15 protein-coding genes are annotated in these 17,381 nt (G+C 44.8%); 11 read left to right on the top strand and 4 right to left on the bottom strand.

The genetic code is table 11. From position 1 onward, the window contains the following. Positions 1 to 115: 115 nt before the first annotated feature. On the top strand, positions 116 to 724 hold the full coding sequence (locus tag ABHV44_RS07495) for a superoxide dismutase (RefSeq protein WP_459074053.1): 609 nt from the start codon (positions 116 to 118) through the stop codon (positions 722 to 724). A gap of 125 nt (positions 725 to 849) precedes the next feature. Beyond that, complete coding sequence (locus ABHV44_RS07490; RefSeq protein WP_459074052.1) at positions 850 to 1,527, top strand: 2-C-methyl-D-erythritol 4-phosphate cytidylyltransferase; 678 nt, start codon at positions 850 to 852, stop codon at positions 1,525 to 1,527. Here the strand turns inward: ABHV44_RS07490 and ABHV44_RS07485 are convergent. Then, positions 1,512 to 2,462 (bottom strand): CPBP family intramembrane glutamic endopeptidase, encoded by a 951-nt coding sequence (locus ABHV44_RS07485; RefSeq protein WP_459074051.1) that lies wholly within the window; start codon positions 2,460 to 2,462, stop codon positions 1,512 to 1,514. The two genes, ABHV44_RS07490 and ABHV44_RS07485, sit on opposite strands and share 16 nt — an antisense overlap. Positions 2,463 to 2,531: 69 nt before the next feature. Here ABHV44_RS07485 and dusB point away from each other — a divergent pair, with 69 nt between their 5' ends. Further along, entirely contained in the window at positions 2,532 to 3,527 is a 996-nt protein-coding gene (gene dusB, locus ABHV44_RS07480) for a tRNA dihydrouridine synthase DusB (RefSeq protein WP_459074050.1), read from the top strand. Here the strand turns inward: dusB and ABHV44_RS07475 are convergent. After that, on the bottom strand, positions 3,512 to 4,735 hold the full coding sequence (locus ABHV44_RS07475; protein ID WP_459074049.1) for an FtsX-like permease family protein: 1,224 nt from the start codon (positions 4,733 to 4,735) through the stop codon (positions 3,512 to 3,514). The genes dusB and ABHV44_RS07475 overlap by 16 nt on opposite strands. 214 nt (positions 4,736 to 4,949) lie before the next feature. Here ABHV44_RS07475 and ABHV44_RS07470 point away from each other — a divergent pair, with 214 nt between their 5' ends. The 4 genes from ABHV44_RS07470 to ABHV44_RS07455 all read left to right on the top strand — a co-directional run bounded on the left by ABHV44_RS07470 (position 4,950) and on the right by ABHV44_RS07455 (position 10,154). After that, the gene (locus ABHV44_RS07470; protein WP_459074205.1) at positions 4,950 to 6,020 is read left to right on the top strand and encodes a putative type IX sorting system protein PorV2; all 1,071 of its coding nucleotides are present in this window, start codon (positions 4,950 to 4,952) and stop codon (positions 6,018 to 6,020) included. Positions 6,021 to 6,751: 731 nt separating this feature from the next. Further along, positions 6,752 to 7,729 (top strand): LamG domain-containing protein, encoded by a 978-nt coding sequence (locus tag ABHV44_RS07465; protein WP_459074048.1) that lies wholly within the window; start codon positions 6,752 to 6,754, stop codon positions 7,727 to 7,729. A 698-nt stretch (positions 7,730 to 8,427) separates the two neighbouring features. Beyond that, positions 8,428 to 8,988, top strand: a complete 561-nt coding sequence (locus ABHV44_RS07460) for a hypothetical protein (RefSeq protein WP_459074047.1) — start codon at positions 8,428 to 8,430, stop codon at positions 8,986 to 8,988. A 92-nt stretch (positions 8,989 to 9,080) separates the two neighbouring features. Further along, positions 9,081 to 10,154 (top strand): ligand-binding sensor domain-containing protein, encoded by a 1,074-nt coding sequence (locus tag ABHV44_RS07455; RefSeq protein ID WP_459074046.1) that lies wholly within the window; start codon positions 9,081 to 9,083, stop codon positions 10,152 to 10,154. On the opposite strand, the gene ABHV44_RS07450 is transcribed toward ABHV44_RS07455, so the two are convergent. Then, on the bottom strand, positions 10,148 to 11,053 hold the full coding sequence (locus ABHV44_RS07450) for an alpha/beta hydrolase family protein (RefSeq protein ID WP_459074045.1): 906 nt from the start codon (positions 11,051 to 11,053) through the stop codon (positions 10,148 to 10,150). The two genes, ABHV44_RS07455 and ABHV44_RS07450, sit on opposite strands and share 7 nt — an antisense overlap. A gap of 83 nt (positions 11,054 to 11,136) precedes the next feature. Next, complete coding sequence (gene pdxR, locus ABHV44_RS07445; RefSeq protein ID WP_459074044.1) at positions 11,137 to 12,642, bottom strand: MocR-like pyridoxine biosynthesis transcription factor PdxR; 1,506 nt, start codon at positions 12,640 to 12,642, stop codon at positions 11,137 to 11,139. Between the two features lie 122 nt (positions 12,643 to 12,764). Between pdxR and ABHV44_RS07440 the strand changes: the two genes are divergently transcribed. Genes ABHV44_RS07440 through iadA form a run of 4 tightly spaced genes read left to right on the top strand, consistent with a single transcriptional unit; the run spans position 12,765 to position 17,376 of the window. After that, a complete protein-coding gene (locus ABHV44_RS07440) occupies positions 12,765 to 13,859 on the top strand; it encodes a lamin tail domain-containing protein (RefSeq protein WP_459074043.1) in 1,095 nt (364 codons plus the stop codon). A 45-nt stretch (positions 13,860 to 13,904) separates the two neighbouring features. After that, positions 13,905 to 14,852, top strand: coding sequence for a lamin tail domain-containing protein (locus tag ABHV44_RS07435; protein ID WP_459074042.1), 948 nt, complete (start codon positions 13,905 to 13,907; stop codon positions 14,850 to 14,852). A gap of 24 nt (positions 14,853 to 14,876) precedes the next feature. Next, positions 14,877 to 16,235 carry a C4-dicarboxylate transporter DcuC gene (gene dcuC / locus ABHV44_RS07430; protein WP_459074041.1) on the top strand — a complete coding sequence of 453 codons (1,359 nt, stop codon included), beginning with the start codon at positions 14,877 to 14,879 and terminating at the stop codon, positions 16,233 to 16,235. 1 nt (position 16,236) lies between these two features. Next, a complete protein-coding gene (gene iadA, locus ABHV44_RS07425; protein WP_459074040.1) occupies positions 16,237 to 17,376 on the top strand; it encodes a beta-aspartyl-peptidase in 1,140 nt (379 codons plus the stop codon). Positions 17,377 to 17,381 lie beyond the last annotated feature (5 nt).

The raw sequence follows: 17,381 nt of genomic DNA, 5'->3' as shown, positions 1-17,381 counted from the left end.
TTACTCTGACATGCCCGATAGCTTTTGAAAGCTAACCGAGCATTCACGGTTGAATTTTTATATTTGACCAATAAGGAATAAACCCTATATATTAACCACAAAAAACGAAATCAACATGGCATTTAATCTTCCAGATTTACCTTATGCTAAGGATGCATTGGAGCCTCATATCGATGCGCGCACAATGGAAATCCATCACGATAAACACCATGCCGGATATACCAAAAAGCTCAACGCAGCAATTGAAGGATCGGCTATGGCTGACATGTCTATCATGGACATTTTGAAAGGCATTGACAGCAACGCTGACAAAGCTGTTCGCAACAACGGTGGCGGTTTTTACAATCATTCACTGTTTTGGGAAGTAATGGGACCAAACGGTGGCGGACAGCCATCAGGTGATTTGGCCAGCGCAATCGACTCTGCTTTTGGCTCTTTCGACAAGTTTAAAGAAGAATTTTCTGCGGCTGCAGCATCTCGCTTTGGTTCAGGATGGGCCTGGCTAGTTGTAAATAACGGCAAGCTAGAAATCTGCTCAACTCCAAATCAGGATAATCCAATTATGCCTGTGGCTGAGTGCAGTGGTCACCCAATTCTCGGGCTCGATGTATGGGAGCACGCTTACTATCTGAAGTATCAGAATAAGCGTCCTGATTATATCGATGCGTTTTTTAACGTGATCAACTGGGATGCAGTAGCGAAAAAATTTGAAGAAGCGAAGTAATTTCTTCTTCGACAAACGCACATTTAATTAAGGTAGGCCCTGTCAATTAGTTTTGGCGGGGTCTTTTTTTTTGTCTGATTAATCGAGACACCTCTTCGCCAATCAAAACTTCTATATTTACCGCAATGCAGGAATATGTTATCATAGTAGCTGGCGGTGTTGGCAAGCGAATGGGAGCTCCTCTTCCTAAGCAATTTTTGGAGTTAGCCGGCAGGCCAATTCTGATGCGGACCATTGATCAATTTAAAGGAGCACGTCCTCAGATCAACGTGATTGTTTCCATCCACAGCGACTATATTGAGCTCTGGCAGTCGCTTTGTGAAAAACATCAGTTTACGATAGATCACACCTTGGTGGCCGGAGGCAAGGAGCGTTTCCATAGCGTGAAAGCCGGTCTCGACAGTATTTCTGCAGAAGAAGGTGTGGTGGGAGTTCATGATGCGGTGCGCCCCCTCGTGAGCGAAAAAACCATTCAGACTTGTTTTGATAGTGCTTCAGCTAAGGGAGCAGTAGTGCCAGTCACCATGGTTTTCGACAGCATTAGAAAAGTCACCGATGCCGGCAATAAAGCCGTGAACAGAATCGATTATCGGATAGTACAAACGCCTCAATGTTTCGATCTCAAGCTCATAAAATCAGCTTTCAACTCTGGCTATCGGGAGGAATTCACGGACGATGCGAGTGTGGCAGAAGCTGCCGGTCATGACATTAACCTCGTAGAAGGAAATCGCGAAAACATAAAAGTGACCACTTCCGAAGACTTAAAGATTGCCGAAGCCTTTCTGGCTCAGCGCACGGACTGATTGTCGAAAAAGAGGTACTTCCCAGAAATCTCTGACCACTTGCTGTATCTGGTGAATAACATCAGAAACCCTACGAAAATCACTATAGAAATCACAGTGATCAACGGAGAAGCCGCCTGGCTTTCGAGTTGACCATCAGTAAAAGATGGATCGTGCTGGATGTAGTAGTAAGTGATCACCGCCAGGGCATTGTTGGTGAAGTGCGCCAAAATAGGAGCCCAGATCGTTCCACTCCAAATCAGGAGATATCCAAAAATGGCACCGAGCATCATTCTGGGTAGAAAACCGTAAAACTGCATGTGAATGGCGCTAAACACAAAAGCTGTAATCCAGATGGAAAGGTGAATTCGCTTGGTGGCTTTTGCCATTTGACTTTGTACAATCCCGCGGAAGGCAAGTTCTTCGCCCACTGCTGGCAGCGCAGCAAAAAGCAGTAAGTTCAAAAGCAGGTCGGAAACATTCGGCATGTTCATCATCCGCTCGGTCATGTCTGCCGCCCGGTCCTCAAAAGGTTTAAAGATGCCTTCCAACGTACTTCCTTCGGGAATGAGCCATTCGTTCAGCCTAATGGTCCACTCAATTTGAGAAAGTGTGAAAATCATGAATATTGGAACGAACAGTAGCATCCACGATCCGCGTTTCGACCAAAAATCATCTACTGCCTCGCGAGAAAACATGACAACGAACAAGATCGAGGCGACAATGAAACTCCCAAGCTGGTTGGCCGCATTTGTCCACCTCAAGATTTGAATATCATTGGGATCTTCTTTCTGCCCTGTAACGATTGAAAATACCTCTTCATAGCTGAGTCCGAGGTTGGCACTTAAAATCAGAATCGCAAGGCCACTAAAGATCAGCCCAAAAACGTAGGTAAGAGGAAGAAAGATGATAACCTTTGCAGCAGGTGAAAGACTTCGAAGAAAGGAGTTCGCCATGGAACTGGATTCAGATTTCGTAACTTTGTCGACCGCAAAAATGCAGCATTTCTGCCAAACCTGAAAAACATGGTGAAGATTGGAGACATAGAACTAGGTGATTTTCCGCTTTTGCTGGCACCTATGGAAGACGTGAGCGACCCGCCTTTTCGTCACCTGTGCAAAAGAGCAGGTGCAGATTTGATGTACACTGAATTTATTTCTTCGGAAGGCTTGATTCGCGATGCAGCTAAGAGCGTGCAAAAACTCGATGTTTACGAACAAGAGCGACCAATCGGCATTCAGATTTTTGGGAGCGATATCGAATCCATGAAGCGAGCTACAGAAATTACGGCCGAGAGCAATCCCGACATCATCGACATCAACTACGGCTGCCCGGTGAAAAAGGTAGCCTGCAAAGGAGCCGGAGCCGGAATTCTTCAAGACATTCCAAAGATGGTGGAGATGACACGCGAAATTGTCAATTCCACTTCCCTGCCTGTGACTGTGAAAACACGCCTCGGCTGGGACGACAGCACCAAGTACATCGTAGAAGTTGCCGAGCGACTTCAGGATGTAGGCATCAAGGCGATCTCCATCCACGGTCGCACCCGCAAGCAGATGTACAAAGGAGAAGCCGACTGGACGCTGATCAACGCGGTGAAGGAAAACCCCAGGATGAACATTCCTGTTTTTGGAAATGGCGATATCGATTCTCCCGAAAAAGCGCTGGCCTACAAAAACCAATACGGAGTGGACGGAGTGATGATTGGCCGCGCTTCTATTGGCAATCCGTGGATTTTTAGGGAGATAAAGCACTACGTAAAAACCGGTGAAATTCTACCACCGGCTAGTCTCGATGAACGCGTGGATGCTGCCAAAGAGCACCTTCAAAAATCAATCGATTGGAAAGGCGAAAAGCTCGGTGTAGTAGAAATGCGCAGGCATTACAACAACTACTTTAAAGGAATTCCTCATTTTAAGGAGCACCGAATGACTCTCGTTACGGAGATGGATGCAAATGTCATTTTCGAAAAGCTGGACGATATCCGAAAGAACTTTGCTGGTTATCAGTTTGCTTCCTGAGTACCATAGCGCGACACCAGAAAGTGAACGAGCAAAAAACTCGATGCTGAGCCGATGAGTAGCACAGTTCCAAAGATTCCAAGCACATCGAGAAAAGCCACTCGCATCGGGTAGAACTCAACGATGGACCCTTGTAGTCTCAAGATTCCGATGTGCTGCTGGGCGAGACAAATGGCCACTCCGATAATGAGTCCGGCCAGCGCTCCTACCAGATTTATCAGAACTCCCTCCAGAAAGAAAATTCTTCTGATGGTTTTCTTTTGCGTTCCCATACTCTGCAGGATGAAAATGTCTTTCTTTTTCTCAATCACCAGCATCGTGAGTGAAGCTAAAATATTGAAAGCTGCAATCACCAAAATGAAAAGCAAAATGAGAAACGTTGCCCACTTCTCGGATGCGTTGGTCTTGTAGATCAGCGCGTTTTTGTCGTAGCGGGTAATCACTTTCAAGTTGTCGCCCAGTTGCTGTTGGAGTTCTTTTTTGAAGACTTTTAAATCTTCGACTCCTTGCAACTTCATTTCAAAAGCGCTCACTTCATTTTCGTAGTTAAAGGTTTTCTTGCCAAACTCAAGCGGCACAATGATGTATTTCACATCGAGCTCGGCATTCACCGAATAAGCGCCACTCACCATGATCGGTTTTTTGTTGAACGCGTTTTCGCGATAGGTTTTCAGGTTTCTACCGCCTACGGGCGCAAAAACCGTTATCATCGGCTTGTCCCCGGTGCGAAGCGGAAGTCGGAGTTCGCTGCGAATCCCCACCCCCACAAGAGCGTAGTTAAACTCATCGTCTTTCATCAAAAAGTCTCCGGCAATCACAGCCGAGTCGATTTGCGAAACTTGATGGTAGCTTTCGTCCACGGCTTTCAGTGTCGCCACGGTCACTTTGTCGCGATACTTAAGCATCACATCTTCTTCGATTACAGCAGTCCAGGCAGCAATTTTTGGATTGTTGTCAAATATTGAAGTATCCAGTGAGTCGTTGTGGATCGTTTTCCCGGAAGCCGGCATCACGGTGATCTCCGCATCGAACGTGCTGAACATCTCCTCGACCAAAACCTCGATTCCATTGAATGCCGACAGCACTACGATCATAGCCGCAGTGACAGTAGCCACAACCACCATCGAGATCAGCGAGATCACGTTGATGATGTTCTTCTTCTTTTTGGAGAAGAGGTATCTGCGGGCGATGTAGTAGGGAAAATTCATGGTCGATTCTACAGGCCTCAAAGAAACACAATTGAAAGGTGATTGACAAGGATGAACTGGCAAGAGGCGAAAAGCGAAATTCCAATGACCAAACCAAAATCATCAACCCTTCACAATTTTTTCGAAAACTATAGGTTGTATTGTTTGCGTCTCTTTTCGAATAGACAAAACCAAGACTATGACCCGTTCGATTAATCGCTATTTTCGCAGCTCCATGAAGAAGCTTACTCTCATTTTTAGTCTCCTTTGTATGGCCGCTTTCGGCCAGTTGTCAGCGCAGACCACTGCTCCTAAGTACAGCAATGAGTTTTTGCAAATCGGTGTTGGCGCCCGCGCTTTGGGCATGTCCAACTCTCAGGTATCAGTGGTTAACGATGTGACCTCGGGCTACTGGAACCCTGCCGGACTTTTGAGAATGGAAAACGATCTTGAAATCGGAGCCATGCACGCAGAGTATTTTGCGGGAATTGCCAAATACGACTACGGTGCTGTGGGTAAAAAGCTGGACGACAAAAATGCCGTTGGCTTTTCTGTGATTCGTTTCGGTGTGGACGACATTCCAAACACGACTGAACTGATTGATGCCGAAGGAAACATCGACACAGATCGCATCACAAGATTTTCTGCTGCGGATTACGGCTTTGTTTTTTCTTATGCGCGCCAATCGAACATTCCAGGTCTTTCACTCGGTGCCAATGCAAAAGTGGTTTACCGAAAAATAGGTGATTTTGCCCAGGCCTGGGGCTTTGGCCTCGATGCCGGAGCACAATACGAAACCGGCAAATGGCGATTTGGAGCCATGGCTCGAGATGTCACCAGCACGTTCAACGCCTGGCAAATGTCTCTGGACGAACGCACCATCGAGGTTTTTGAGCAAACAGGCAACGAGATTCCCGGAAACTCAATCGAGGTGACTTTGCCAAAACTGATCCTTGGAGCCTCTCGCGATTTTCAGATCACCGAAAAGGTTGGACTGCTCGCAGCGGTTGACATCGATATCAGCACAGACGGACAACGAAACGTTTTGGTCTCTGCCGACCCGGTGAGTGTGGATCCACATCTTGGAATAGAAGCCGATTACATGGACATCGTTTTCATTCGTGCCGGTGTGGGAAATATTCAGCGCGTAAAAACCTTGCTCAACGAGGATGACTTCACATTTCAACCCAACATGGGAATCGGACTAAAGATTAAATCCTTCACCCTCGATTACGCCCTCACCGACATTGGCGATGTCTCCGGAGCGCTTTACTCCAATGTGTTCTCGCTGAAGTTTGGGTTGTAAACCCTGGAATATTGCGAACTCTAAGAATCATCACCATATGCACAACCTTTTTAGTTGGAGGGTTTGCACTTCTCGTTATCATTTTGAACGAGTTGGAAAGCGGCCCCTCACCTCTCGAGGATCCTACAATGTTTTTCCCAATAGCTGGTTGTCTGCTGTGTATTCCCAGTCTGATTTTCAATTTCAAAAAATTAAAATCAAAGGAAGAAATTAGTGCCTCGAATGAAAGCCTTCTCGATTTTGACTTTTCCACAGACGAACTTTCAGATTCAGGGAAACCAAGAACCACTCTCTTGCTATGGATCATGAACCTCGTTTTTGGTCTGTTTATCTTTGCTATTGGACTAGTCTTACTGAGTTTTGCTGTGCGCCCAGATCCATATTCTTCCTCATTTCAAAAGCTCTTTTCCTTTGTTCTGACTACAGTAGTTATTTTCACCGGTGCTGCAGTAATTGTCCTGGGTCGGAAGAGGTGATTAGTTTTTATCTGGAACAGCAACGACCTTGCTAAACAGTTTACGCAGTTGTCGAACAACTGGTCAATCTACAAAATGGTCTGTTCTTTTACATGCGGCTCTAGAACTCAAAAGCATGTGATTTATATTTTTTCAATTGTGCTCTACCTAAGGAAAAGCTATCCATGAGCATGAATAATGAAGCTTAAAAGTATTCTTTCTGATTGGGACATTCTTTGAACGATATGTATTAATTTTATAGACAAACTACTAAACATGCGATCTCTTTGTTGCCTCCTTTTTTCAGTCTCTTTCTTCCTCTTGACACATCCTATTTCTGCTCAGGATATTAATCTGGACCTTGACCTTGTAGGCTACTACCAACTAGAAAACAATGACTCAGACTCTTCAGGTTTGACAAATGATGCCACAGCAGTAGGAGGAACATATGTTGAAGACCAATGGGGCAATCCTCTTTCTGCGTACAGATTGGACGGCTATGACCAACACATCATCTACCCAGAAATAATTACTCTGGCAGAGCCTGAATGGAGTTATTCCCTGTGGCTAAAGCCGGAAGAATACGCCACAGCCTTTACTGATATGTTTTTGCTCTCCCTGGCAGACGTAAGTGTTTTTGAAGATGTCCACCTATTCATAGATGATGAGGATAATGAATTCAAGACTTACTTTGCCTCGGAAGGAGACAAAGAGAGTACAGATGTAATCGCAGAACCTGGCAACTGGTATCACCTCACCATAAGCAGCTCTGCGAGTGATACGGTGAGAGTCTATGTCAACGGTGAAAAACGCATTGAAAAGATGATTGACTTCACAGGCACTGGAAACTCTTCTTTTATGTTGTCCAGCATTATCGAATTCGACCCGGTTTACAAAGGTCGATTCCTGGGTGTGGTAGATGAGATTAGAATTTACGACCGGGTTCTAACTGATGACGAAGTGGCCACACTTCACGACCCGGACTGGAACACCCCAGAAGAACCTCCGGAGCCAGTCTTTCTCGAGCTCCACCAATCATTTACAGGACTTACGGGAAACCCAATAATTCGCACAAATGCTACAGTAACCCGAATAATGGCTTTCGACCCTCGTGGTAGATTAGTACTTGATATGACTTCTGGATTTTCCGATGAATTTGAAGTACCGATCCCACCTGCATCATCCGGAATGTATGTACTTCACATCTTCACCACCGAGGACAAGCACGTAGAGAAGATAATGCTCATGTACTAATGGGTTAAAGGCCAATTATGGTATAATATTTCTACCTCAATCCATTCCTGGTCAAAACTTTGGCTGACATTGGTGATATCTCAATGGCAATTGATTTTATTATCTTCTCCGAAGCTTGGCTTGCAGAGCTATTCAAGTATCCAACTCAGCATTTTCTAGTTAAATCAATGATAAGATGAGAATTTACAGAATTATAACCATTTGCGTCATTTCACTGCTAGGAGCATTTGGAGCTTTCATAGTTATCAAGGAGCTTTCTCAGAATCTACAGGCGTTTCAAAAGGACCTTACATTGTTAATTCCTTTGGGAGTAACTATTCTATTTATTCCAAGTTTAATTTTCAATTTGAAAAGGCTCAATCAAGGTGCAGAAAGATCAAACTTGAGCAGAGACTTGCTAGATCTTGAACCGATCGACCAGGAGGATTCTCAGAAAAGTTCAAAGTTTCTGTGGCTTACTAATCTTCTCTTTGGGATATACACTTCAATTCTGGGAGTTTTGGTAGTAGCGCTTCTTGTTAACACTCCCGCAAAGAGTTTTTTTCTTGCTCTCTTCTCAGGACTTGTGATGGTTACTCTTTTTTTCACCGGAATATCAGTTATTGTATTGGGACGGAAGAGGTAATCTGAGTACAACTCTTTTTGAGAGAAAAAACTCGTTAATGAATTATCTTTCTACCCGAAAAACCTCAACCGACATGAAAAAAAGATTAGGAGAGCTCGTCATTCAGATCATTCCTGTGATGATCGGTGTGTACCTCGGATTCGTTCTTTCAGATTGGGCGAAGAGCAATGAGATCAGTTCGAAAAAAGACCAGTTGGCACAAAATATTTCACTTGAAATTGAAAGCAACAGGCAAAAACTGAAGAATGTGATCGACTATCATAAGATGCTTCGCGATAGCTCGAGACATTACGCAAACTCAGACTCAACCCCAGAGAGGATACGATTTTTTGGAGGCTTAAGAACACAATCGTTGACAAGCAGTGCCTTCGAAACTGGAATTCAAACAGGAATAATCAACGAACTAGAACTCGATCAAATCCAAACGTTAAACAAAACCTACACTCAACAGGAGTCTTACAACGATTTTGGCAAAGTTGTACTATCTGGAATTATCAATTTTGACTTTCAGAATAAAACGTCATCGATTGAAAGACTTCTCAACTTTTTATCAATCACCATGACAGACATTGTCATTAAAGAAAAGCAGTTACTTGAGGAGTACGAAGACACTCTCGAGATGATTGACAAATAGAAGTTTCTTACTTGTTTTACACTATTTTACAATCCTGAACACCGATCTGACCCAAACCAGATTACTTTTACTTGTGCACCAATCGACAAACAATGAAAGCAATCTGGCCGATCCTCATTTTTGGAATCCTGACCACTGGCTCTTGCAACAGCAGGGCTCAAGAAGATGACAGCTCTTCGCCTGAAGGATCTGTCCAACAAATCATCGCTCCAGGTGAAACCATACTCAGCATCCACCAGGACCAAAATGGCGACTACTGGTTTGGCAGCAATGGACTTTATCACTACGATGGAAAGAACCTCACTCACTACACCAGGGAAGACGGTTTGATAGGAGACCAAATTCGCGACATCCAGGAAGATGACGAGGGCACCTTGTACTTCGACACTCCCAGAGGAGTCAGCAAATTTGATGGAAAAAAATTCGAGTGGCTCAGACCATTTGACCTGGAAGACAATGAGTGGAAGCTAGAAAAAGGTGATTTGTGGTTTAGAGAAAGTGGCGATAGAAACGCTGTTTACAGGTATGATGGCGATCGCTTGTACGAGCTTCAATTACCGGAAAAAGACTTGGAAAAAGCTTATGGCATGGACTTCGGAAAGCCACGCTACAGCCCTTATGGACTCTACAGCACCTACACAGACAAGGCGGGCAACATTTGGTTCGGAACTCTCTCCGCTGGTGTTTTTTGTTTTGATGGTGACTCCATCCACTGGATTGCCGAACGAGAGCTCACAACACTCGAAGATGGTCGTGTGCCGGGAGTGCGCTCCATCATCGAAGACAAGGATGGAAATTTCTGGCTGAGCAACACGCTCAATCGCTACAACGTGAAAATCTCTGATGGCCAATTTTCATACGAAAAGCTAGATGGCCTGGACCAATCGACAGGTGGTCCACTAATGGAATTCCCTTACTTCATGTCTGCAGTCACCGATAACGAGACGGGCGATTTGTGGATGGTCACCTACGCGCAAGGAGTGTGGCGCTATGATGGGCAAAACCTTAAGCAGTACAAAATCATGAATGCAGGAACCGAAGTCCTTCTGTATTGCATCTATAAAGACAGAGAAGGAAATCTATTACTTGGAACACACGGTGCTGGAGTTTGGCAATTTGAAAGCGGGGAGTGGAAGAGGTTTGAGATAGCTACAGTTGGTCAATAGAGCCCCACGACAGCAGCACTCGAAGTCGCCTCAAAATCGTGCCCCACATTGGGCAGTAACTGATAATTCCAGTTCCAGGAAATGTTGAGAGACTGTGCTGTGGCAAGGTTCTCGTTGTAGAAATATTGAGCGCGCTCCAGACGATCGTCTCCCTGGGCATCTGCGTAAATATTGTGGCGCAATCCCGGTGCATTCGGATCGTTGTCGGCACTTCCAATCATCACTGTAATTGAGGTAGAATACAGGTTGCTCAAATCGAGATTCTCTCGCGGGCTTTCTTCCAGACCATACGGAAAAATTACTTCGTCATCTGGCATGGTATACCACCCGGAAGCAGCAGCAACTACCCGGTTGAACTTCGCATTCGGTTTGAAAATCACCAGGCGATGCACAAACTGGCCCCCAGCCGAATGGCCGAAAACATCGTAGCTCGGCTGAGTGCTTCCAGTAATGGATTTTACGTATTCAAAAATCGGATCTACCACAGAAAAAGTCCACTCTTCCTCTGGATTCAGGGTTTGAGGAGTTGGGTTATCGCCATCAACAAAGATATTTCCAAGATTGTAAGAGTCCCCGCCTGGATAGAACTCGTCAGAAAATTCAGGCGCTACAACAATAAAGTTTCGCTGATCGGCTGCAGAGATGAGTGCATCCCGACCGCCCTGAGCATCTCTTCCTGCACCGTGAAAAACCATCAGAATTGGTGTATCCTCAGTAGCATCCTGTGGAATGTGATAGAAAACCTGTACCGGTTTGTTGGCCAATGGTGAAAACTGGTCGAAGGTGAAGGTTCCCGTTCCACGAATTTGAATTCCTGAACCAGTTTCGATGCTCTCACTTTTATCACACCCTACAGAAACCAGAGCCAGAGCCACAAACACAATTAAAAACTTGTGCATAATTTGAAAATTGAACACCAAAAATACTGAGTGCCATTTCAGAAAATCAGTCCACGAATCATATTTTATTCATACCAGTTCAACTACACGAAGTGTTGTTGATAGAGCTTTGCCATTTGCTCCACTTTCTTTTTGATGATTGGTGGCCTAACGGATGAATAGCCCATAATAAACCCTTGCTTTTTCACTTCACCACTGTAGCACTTGCTCAGGGAGTGTGTTACAATGTTGTGTTTGGCGAAAAGCTCTACCACCGCTTGATCATTGATTCGATCGTCAACCTGAGCATGAAGGTGCAAGCTGTGCATTCCATTCTTCACTAACCGCACGTTGCTTTCGAAAGAATCTTCAAAAGTTTTAGTAAACAGCGTCTCTCTTTCTTCTGCAACTTCAATTACTTCTTTGACGTGGCGGTGCAAGTAGTGCTTCTCGATAAACTGATTTAGAACCACTTGAATTGAGGGAGGCACAAATCGATGCGAGTGCTTGAGTAAAGCTTCTACCGCATTCAGCAAGTATAGTGGCACTACCATGTAACCCATTCGGATAGACGGATGCAGCAAGCGGTTGAACGTGCTGAGATAAATCACTCGATCATCCTTGTTAAGCCCAAAAAGTGAAGGCGTGTGGTTATCGAAGTTGTGCAGCTCGTGCTCATAGTCATTTTCAATGATGAAAGCCTCGTTCTCGGAAGCCCATTGCAGTAGATCTTTTCTTCTCTGCAAACTCATCCGCTCACCTGTTGGATAATGGCAGGAGGGCGTGCAGTGCAGAAGCCTCGTATTCTTAAAACGTTTCTCATTGAGCTGTTCCACTTTCAGTCCTTCTCCATCGAGATCAACCGTTTCGATCTCTGCTCTAAGACTTCTAAAAATAGAATTGACGTTTGGGAAAGTAGGGTTCTCGATAGCCATTTTATCCCCAGGATTCAGCACAACATTCCCTACCAGATAGAGCGACTGTAAGGATCCTGAAGTGATGAGAATCTGCCTTGGCTCACATTTAATGTTTCGACTCAGGTTCAGGTAATTGGCAATATTTTTCTTCAACTGATCTATTCCCGTGGACGGAGAATAAGAGAGTGCCGAAGACTTGATGTAGCGCCAGTAAAAATTCGACAGATTTTTCCACTGGTTCACCGGGAAAATATCCAATGGCGGCAATCCCGGTCTAAAAGCAATGCTCTTATCGTCTGTACTGTTTATCAGTGACACATTCTTCAAAAAAGACTTTCCTGTTTCAGATATAGGCGGGTAATTTTTTGAAGGTAAGTCCAGTTTTTTGTGCTGACCGTGGTCATTCAGCTGTATTTGTTTCACAAAATGGCCAGCACCCTGTCTGGAATCGATGTACCCTTCCAGTCTCAAAAGTTCATAGGCGCGAATAACTGTGGTTCTGGAAATCTCCAACTCTTTTGATACCACTCTTGTGGAAGGAAGCTCAATGTCAGAAGGCAATTCGTTGTTGATAATCGAATCTTTAAGCACGTTGTAGAGTCGCTGATAGAGGCTTACTGACTTGTTTTGAGACTTGTGGCGCTTTGTCTTCTGCGTAAACTTTCGGGAAATTCTATCGAGTACCGATTCCATACTGGTATTATTAAAAAGAGATAATTGGTATGCTAAAGATAGGATTAAAACGAGGTCATTGGTTGAAAATTACAGATCTCTGTCGCTGGCAGAGCACATTTTATGAATCTCTAAAAACCCAGATGATGAAAAAATTATACTTACTATTCGCATTAGTCTTTATCGCTAGTGCTTCTTTCGGACAGCTCGTGATCAATGAAGTACTCTACGATCCTTCGAACGAAGCTCTCGATGGCGATGCCAACGGAGACGGAGCTTACGACCAGGAAGAGGATACTTTTATTGAGTTTATAAACACGGGAACAACAAATTTCAACGCCAGTGGCTACGAAATTTGGGATGACCTTGCTGAAGGTGAACCAAAGTATGTCATTCCAGATGAAACGTGGATTCCCCCAGGTGGTGCTCTCGTTGTATTTGGTGGTGGAACACTTACCGGAGATTTCGGTGGCGCAGTATTGCTCACAACAGAAAACGCAGATGGTTTAAACTTCAACAACTCCGGTGAAGTAATCGTGATTCGCGATAATGAAGGAAACGAAATTTTGACCTTTGACTCTGACGCTCTGTCGAATAACCCCAACGAATCTTACACGCGAAATCCTGATATCACAGGAGATTTTGAGCAGCATGGTGACAACACGCCAATCCTCTTTTCTCCAGGGACAATGATCGATGGAACGCCTTTCAACACAGCTTTTGTTGTGGAAAGTATTACTGTTCAAGGTGAAGGCGGAGCAACCAGCATCGACACCCAGGGAGGAACACTTCAGATGGAAGCGATGGTGATGCCAGACTTTGCCGATGATCAATCGGTAACCTGGTCTGTTACCTCAGGTGAGAACGTGGCCAGCATCTCTGATTCTGGTTTACTCACAGCCATGGAAGACGGAACAGTGGAAGTTACTGCCACGGCTAATGATGATTCAGGTATAACAGGATCCGCGGAAATCACTGTTACCAACCAAAGCATTGGAATCGAAGAAAATGCTCAGGTTGAACTTTCGGTTTACCCTAACCCTGCTCAGAACTTCATTACCGTTAAGGCTTCAGAAAATGTCAATTTTATTCAGGTTATCAACCTGAGAGGAAAAACAGTTTTGGAAGCACCCGTTGCAGGAGAAAAAGTAGATGTTTCGAAGTTGCAAGAAGGAGTTTATTTGCTCAAGGCGTTTTCAAATGGAAATGTCAGCACTTCTCGATTTATCAAGCTTTAATCAAACCAATCGGCAAGTTCTATTTAGAAACTTCAAATTGATTCAATGAAAATTAACAGATTGATCCTAATTGCGCTCATCAGCGGAATGTTTACAGCTTGTGAAACTGATGATGTCGACAGCTCTCTGGGCGGACCGGAGGTGAGCCTTTCGGCATCGACTACCACCATCAGCGAAAATGGTGGTACAGTCGAAGTTTCACTATCACTTAGTGATGAATCTGATGATCAAATCCTGGTGGATCTCGCCTTTGCGGGATCCGCTTCAGGACTTGGAGAGGATTACAGCATCAGTGCTGATGTGGTGACTTTCAACGCTGGAGAAAAGCAGAAAAGCATCACCATAACTGCAGTGCAGGACACTTTGGAAGAAGGAAATGAGAGCATTACAGTGAGCATTTCTAACGCTAGTAATGCACAATTCGAACCCACCGAAAGCCTGGCCATCGTTATTGAAGATGACGATGTATCACTTCAGTCGCAGTTGATACTGAATGAAATTCTCTACGACCCGTCTAACGAAGGTCTGGATGGAGATGCAAACGGTGATGGAACTTACGCTCAAAATGAAGATGAGTTTATTGAGCTGTTTAATCTATCTACCCAACCGCTGGACATGAGCGGGTATGAGATTTTCGATGACGAAAACCTGGCGATCAATACTCCAAACCACACGGTAGCTCCCAATACAATTATTCAGCCTGGACAGGCACTGGTAATTTTTGGAGGAGGAACACCCACAGGTACATTTGGAAACGCCACTGTTCAGACAACGGACTTTGGAGAATTGAATCTCAACAATGCCGGAGATCGATTGACCATCAAAAATGCTGATGGAGAAACTATTCTCACGTTCGACATTGAGCCTCTTTCAAACAATCCGAACGAATCTTACACGCGAAATCCCGACCTTACCGGTGACTTCGTGCAGCACAACACTGTCAATGGTATACTATTTTCACCTGGAACAAGAACTGACGGCTCTCCCTTTTAAAAACCAAAGCTGGAAAGAATTAGTATGAGTTTTATTGCTCCCATTATTGCCCTTGGCTTCATTGTCATTGTCGCTACTCTACTGCTCAAAAAATGGTATCCGCATGCCGTGCTTTTAATAGCCGGATTACTGATGCTAATTGTGGCATGGGCAATGGATCTTCAACTCCCTTCGCTGATGAAATCGACTGGTTCTACTGGGCTAGACCTGTTTCGATACATCAAAGAATCTTTTAGCGAAACCAACGCAGGAGTGGGATTGATGATCATGGCCATTGGCGGATTTGTAGCCTACATCGATCATATCGGTGCTTCGGGGGCTCTTGTGCATTTGGCCATAAAACCATTATCGCTTCTCAAAAAATACCCGCACTTATCGGCCTCAGCTGTAATCCCAATCGGACAGGTGCTTTTTGTTTGCATTCCATCTGCAGCTGGATTGGGACTTTTGCTCATGGCTTCTGTTTATCCGATTTTGAGAAACATTGGCGTCAGCAATCTATCCGCAGTTTCGGTGATCACTGCTTGTACGGCTTTTGGGATAGGACCAGCCTCGGCCATCACCGCCAGCGCGGTTACCATTGCTGGCGAAGCTCCTGTGAGTTATTTCGTTCAGCACCAAATTCCGCTTGTGATCCCACTATCGATAGTAGTGGCTGTTGCATTTTACTTTGTCAATCGCCACTTCGACAAAACCGAGGATCAAAAGCCTGTGGATGTTTCCAAGAAAGGTAGTGTGAAAGCACCGCTGATTTATGCGCTGATCCCAATTTTGCCGCTGATTCTTTTGATTGCTTTCTCGAGTCTGTTTCAACTTTTCGAAACTCCTATCCTGCTGGACACGTCTACAGCGATGTTCATCAGCTTGTTTGTGGCCATCATTTTTGAATTGATCAGAAAGAGGAATTTCAAAGAAGTGTTTCAGTCGTTAAAAGTCTTCTGGAACGGAATGGGTAATATTTTTAAAACCGTGGTGACACTCATCATCGCGGCCGACATTTTCGCTAAAGGCTTAATCTCCCTTCAGTTTATCGATGGATTGGTCTACGTGGCTCAGCACATGGGTCTGGCGGCAATCGGAGTTGGAGTGGTCATGACTGTCATGATTTTTCTCGCTTCGATGTTGATGGGAAGTGGCAACGCTTCGTTTTTCGCTTTTGCTCCACTCGTGCCAGATATGGCCGTGAAGCTAGGCGTAAAAAGCACATCCATCATTCTCCCAATGAACCTGGCAGCATCGATGGGTAGAACCGTTTCTCCCGTTGCCGGAGTGTTGATCGCCACAGCAGAAATTGCAGAAGTGAGCACGCTTCAAATTGTAAAACGAAACATCATTCCGCTAGGCTCAGCCCTGGTGGTCATGTTATTATATCACTACATCTAATATGATACTTATTAAAAATGCCACCGTTTATGCTCCCGAAAAATTGGGCAAGAAGGATCTGCTTCTTGGCGGTGGAAAAATATTGTCAGTAGAAGATAAAATTGAATCGCACAGCAGTTTTGACGAAGTGTGGGATGCCGAAGGAAAAGTCGTGACTCCCGGACTGATCGACCAGCACCAGCACATTATTGGAGCTGGCGGAAAACGCGGATTTTCTTCGATCACTCCCGAAGTGATGATTTCCGATTTGATGGCCTGCGGAACCACAACAGTAGTGGGATTGCTCGGTACTGATGGCGCTACTAAAAGCATTAAAAGTCTTTACGCAAAGGTGATGGGACTCGAGAGCGATGGAATGTCGGCTTACATGTACACTGGCTACTATGGCCTCGACCCGGTTAGAATTACCGATACGGTGCAGGACGAAATGATTTTCATTGAAAAAATTCTCGGATGCAAAATCGCCATCGCTGATGTACGCTCGTCCTACCCAACAGATCTCGAACTCTTAAGAATTTTGCGTCAGGTGCGCGTAGGTGGAATGATCGGGAATAAGAAAGGAATTCTTCATTTGCATCTTGGTGCTCTGGAATCGAAAATGGACTGTCTGTTTAGGATTGTAAAAGACCACGAGTTTCCGATAGAGCACATTTCTCCAACTCACGTTGGACGGACAAAGCCACTTTTTGAAGAAGCGATTGAATTCGCAAAGCTCGGTGGCATGATTGACATCACGACTGGCGGAACCAAGTACACAGACCCCTACAAGTCTGTGCTTTACGCCATTGAAAAAGGAGTCTCGATCGATAAGATGACCTACAGCAGCGATGGGAATGCGGGACTCGATAAAAAAGACAGCGATGGAAACGTAATCGGATCGCGAAAAGCACCCATTCACCTCAACCTGGAACAAGCTGTTGCCCTCGTCAAACACGGCAATCTCGACATTTCAGAAGCTTTCAAAGTAGTGACCTCCAACCCTGCTGCCAACCTGGGACTTTCCAACAAGGGTCGCATTGCAAAAGGACTTGACGCTGACCTTTGTTTTTTCGATGACGATCTCAACCTCACTGAAGTTTTCGCCAAGGGCAAAAAGGCCATGGATGATCAAAAAGTGATTTTAAAAGGCAGGTTTGAATAATTCAA

Source organism: Halocola ammonii (genome assembly GCF_049334165.1).
GTDB lineage: Bacteria > Bacteroidota > Bacteroidia > Flavobacteriales_D > Sanyastnellaceae > JBEGHD01.
This window is presented reverse-complemented; position numbering and strand designations above follow the sequence as displayed.

Excerpts from the sequence above, each read along its gene's own strand:
- ABHV44_RS07495 (WP_459074053.1), top strand. The coding sequence starts at position 116 with ATGGCATTTAATCTTCCAGATTTACCTTATGCTAAGGATGCATTGGAG.
- ABHV44_RS07490 (WP_459074052.1), top strand. The coding sequence starts at position 850 with ATGCAGGAATATGTTATCATAGTAGCTGGCGGTGTTGGCAAGCGAATG.
- ABHV44_RS07485 (WP_459074051.1), bottom strand. The coding sequence starts at position 2,462 with ATGGCGAACTCCTTTCTTCGAAGTCTTTCACCTGCTGCAAAGGTTATC.
- dusB (WP_459074050.1), top strand. The coding sequence starts at position 2,532 with ATGGTGAAGATTGGAGACATAGAACTAGGTGATTTTCCGCTTTTGCTG.
- ABHV44_RS07475 (WP_459074049.1), bottom strand. The coding sequence starts at position 4,735 with ATGAATTTTCCCTACTACATCGCCCGCAGATACCTCTTCTCCAAAAAG.
- ABHV44_RS07470 (WP_459074205.1), top strand. The coding sequence starts at position 4,950 with ATGAAGAAGCTTACTCTCATTTTTAGTCTCCTTTGTATGGCCGCTTTC.
- ABHV44_RS07465 (WP_459074048.1), top strand. The coding sequence starts at position 6,752 with ATGCGATCTCTTTGTTGCCTCCTTTTTTCAGTCTCTTTCTTCCTCTTG.
- ABHV44_RS07460 (WP_459074047.1), top strand. The coding sequence starts at position 8,428 with ATGAAAAAAAGATTAGGAGAGCTCGTCATTCAGATCATTCCTGTGATG.
- ABHV44_RS07455 (WP_459074046.1), top strand. The coding sequence starts at position 9,081 with ATGAAAGCAATCTGGCCGATCCTCATTTTTGGAATCCTGACCACTGGC.
- ABHV44_RS07450 (WP_459074045.1), bottom strand. The coding sequence starts at position 11,053 with ATGCACAAGTTTTTAATTGTGTTTGTGGCTCTGGCTCTGGTTTCTGTA.
- pdxR (WP_459074044.1), bottom strand. The coding sequence starts at position 12,642 with ATGGAATCGGTACTCGATAGAATTTCCCGAAAGTTTACGCAGAAGACA.
- ABHV44_RS07440 (WP_459074043.1), top strand. The coding sequence starts at position 12,765 with ATGATGAAAAAATTATACTTACTATTCGCATTAGTCTTTATCGCTAGT.
- ABHV44_RS07435 (WP_459074042.1), top strand. The coding sequence starts at position 13,905 with ATGAAAATTAACAGATTGATCCTAATTGCGCTCATCAGCGGAATGTTT.
- dcuC (WP_459074041.1), top strand. The coding sequence starts at position 14,877 with ATGAGTTTTATTGCTCCCATTATTGCCCTTGGCTTCATTGTCATTGTC.
- iadA (WP_459074040.1), top strand. The coding sequence starts at position 16,237 with ATGATACTTATTAAAAATGCCACCGTTTATGCTCCCGAAAAATTGGGC.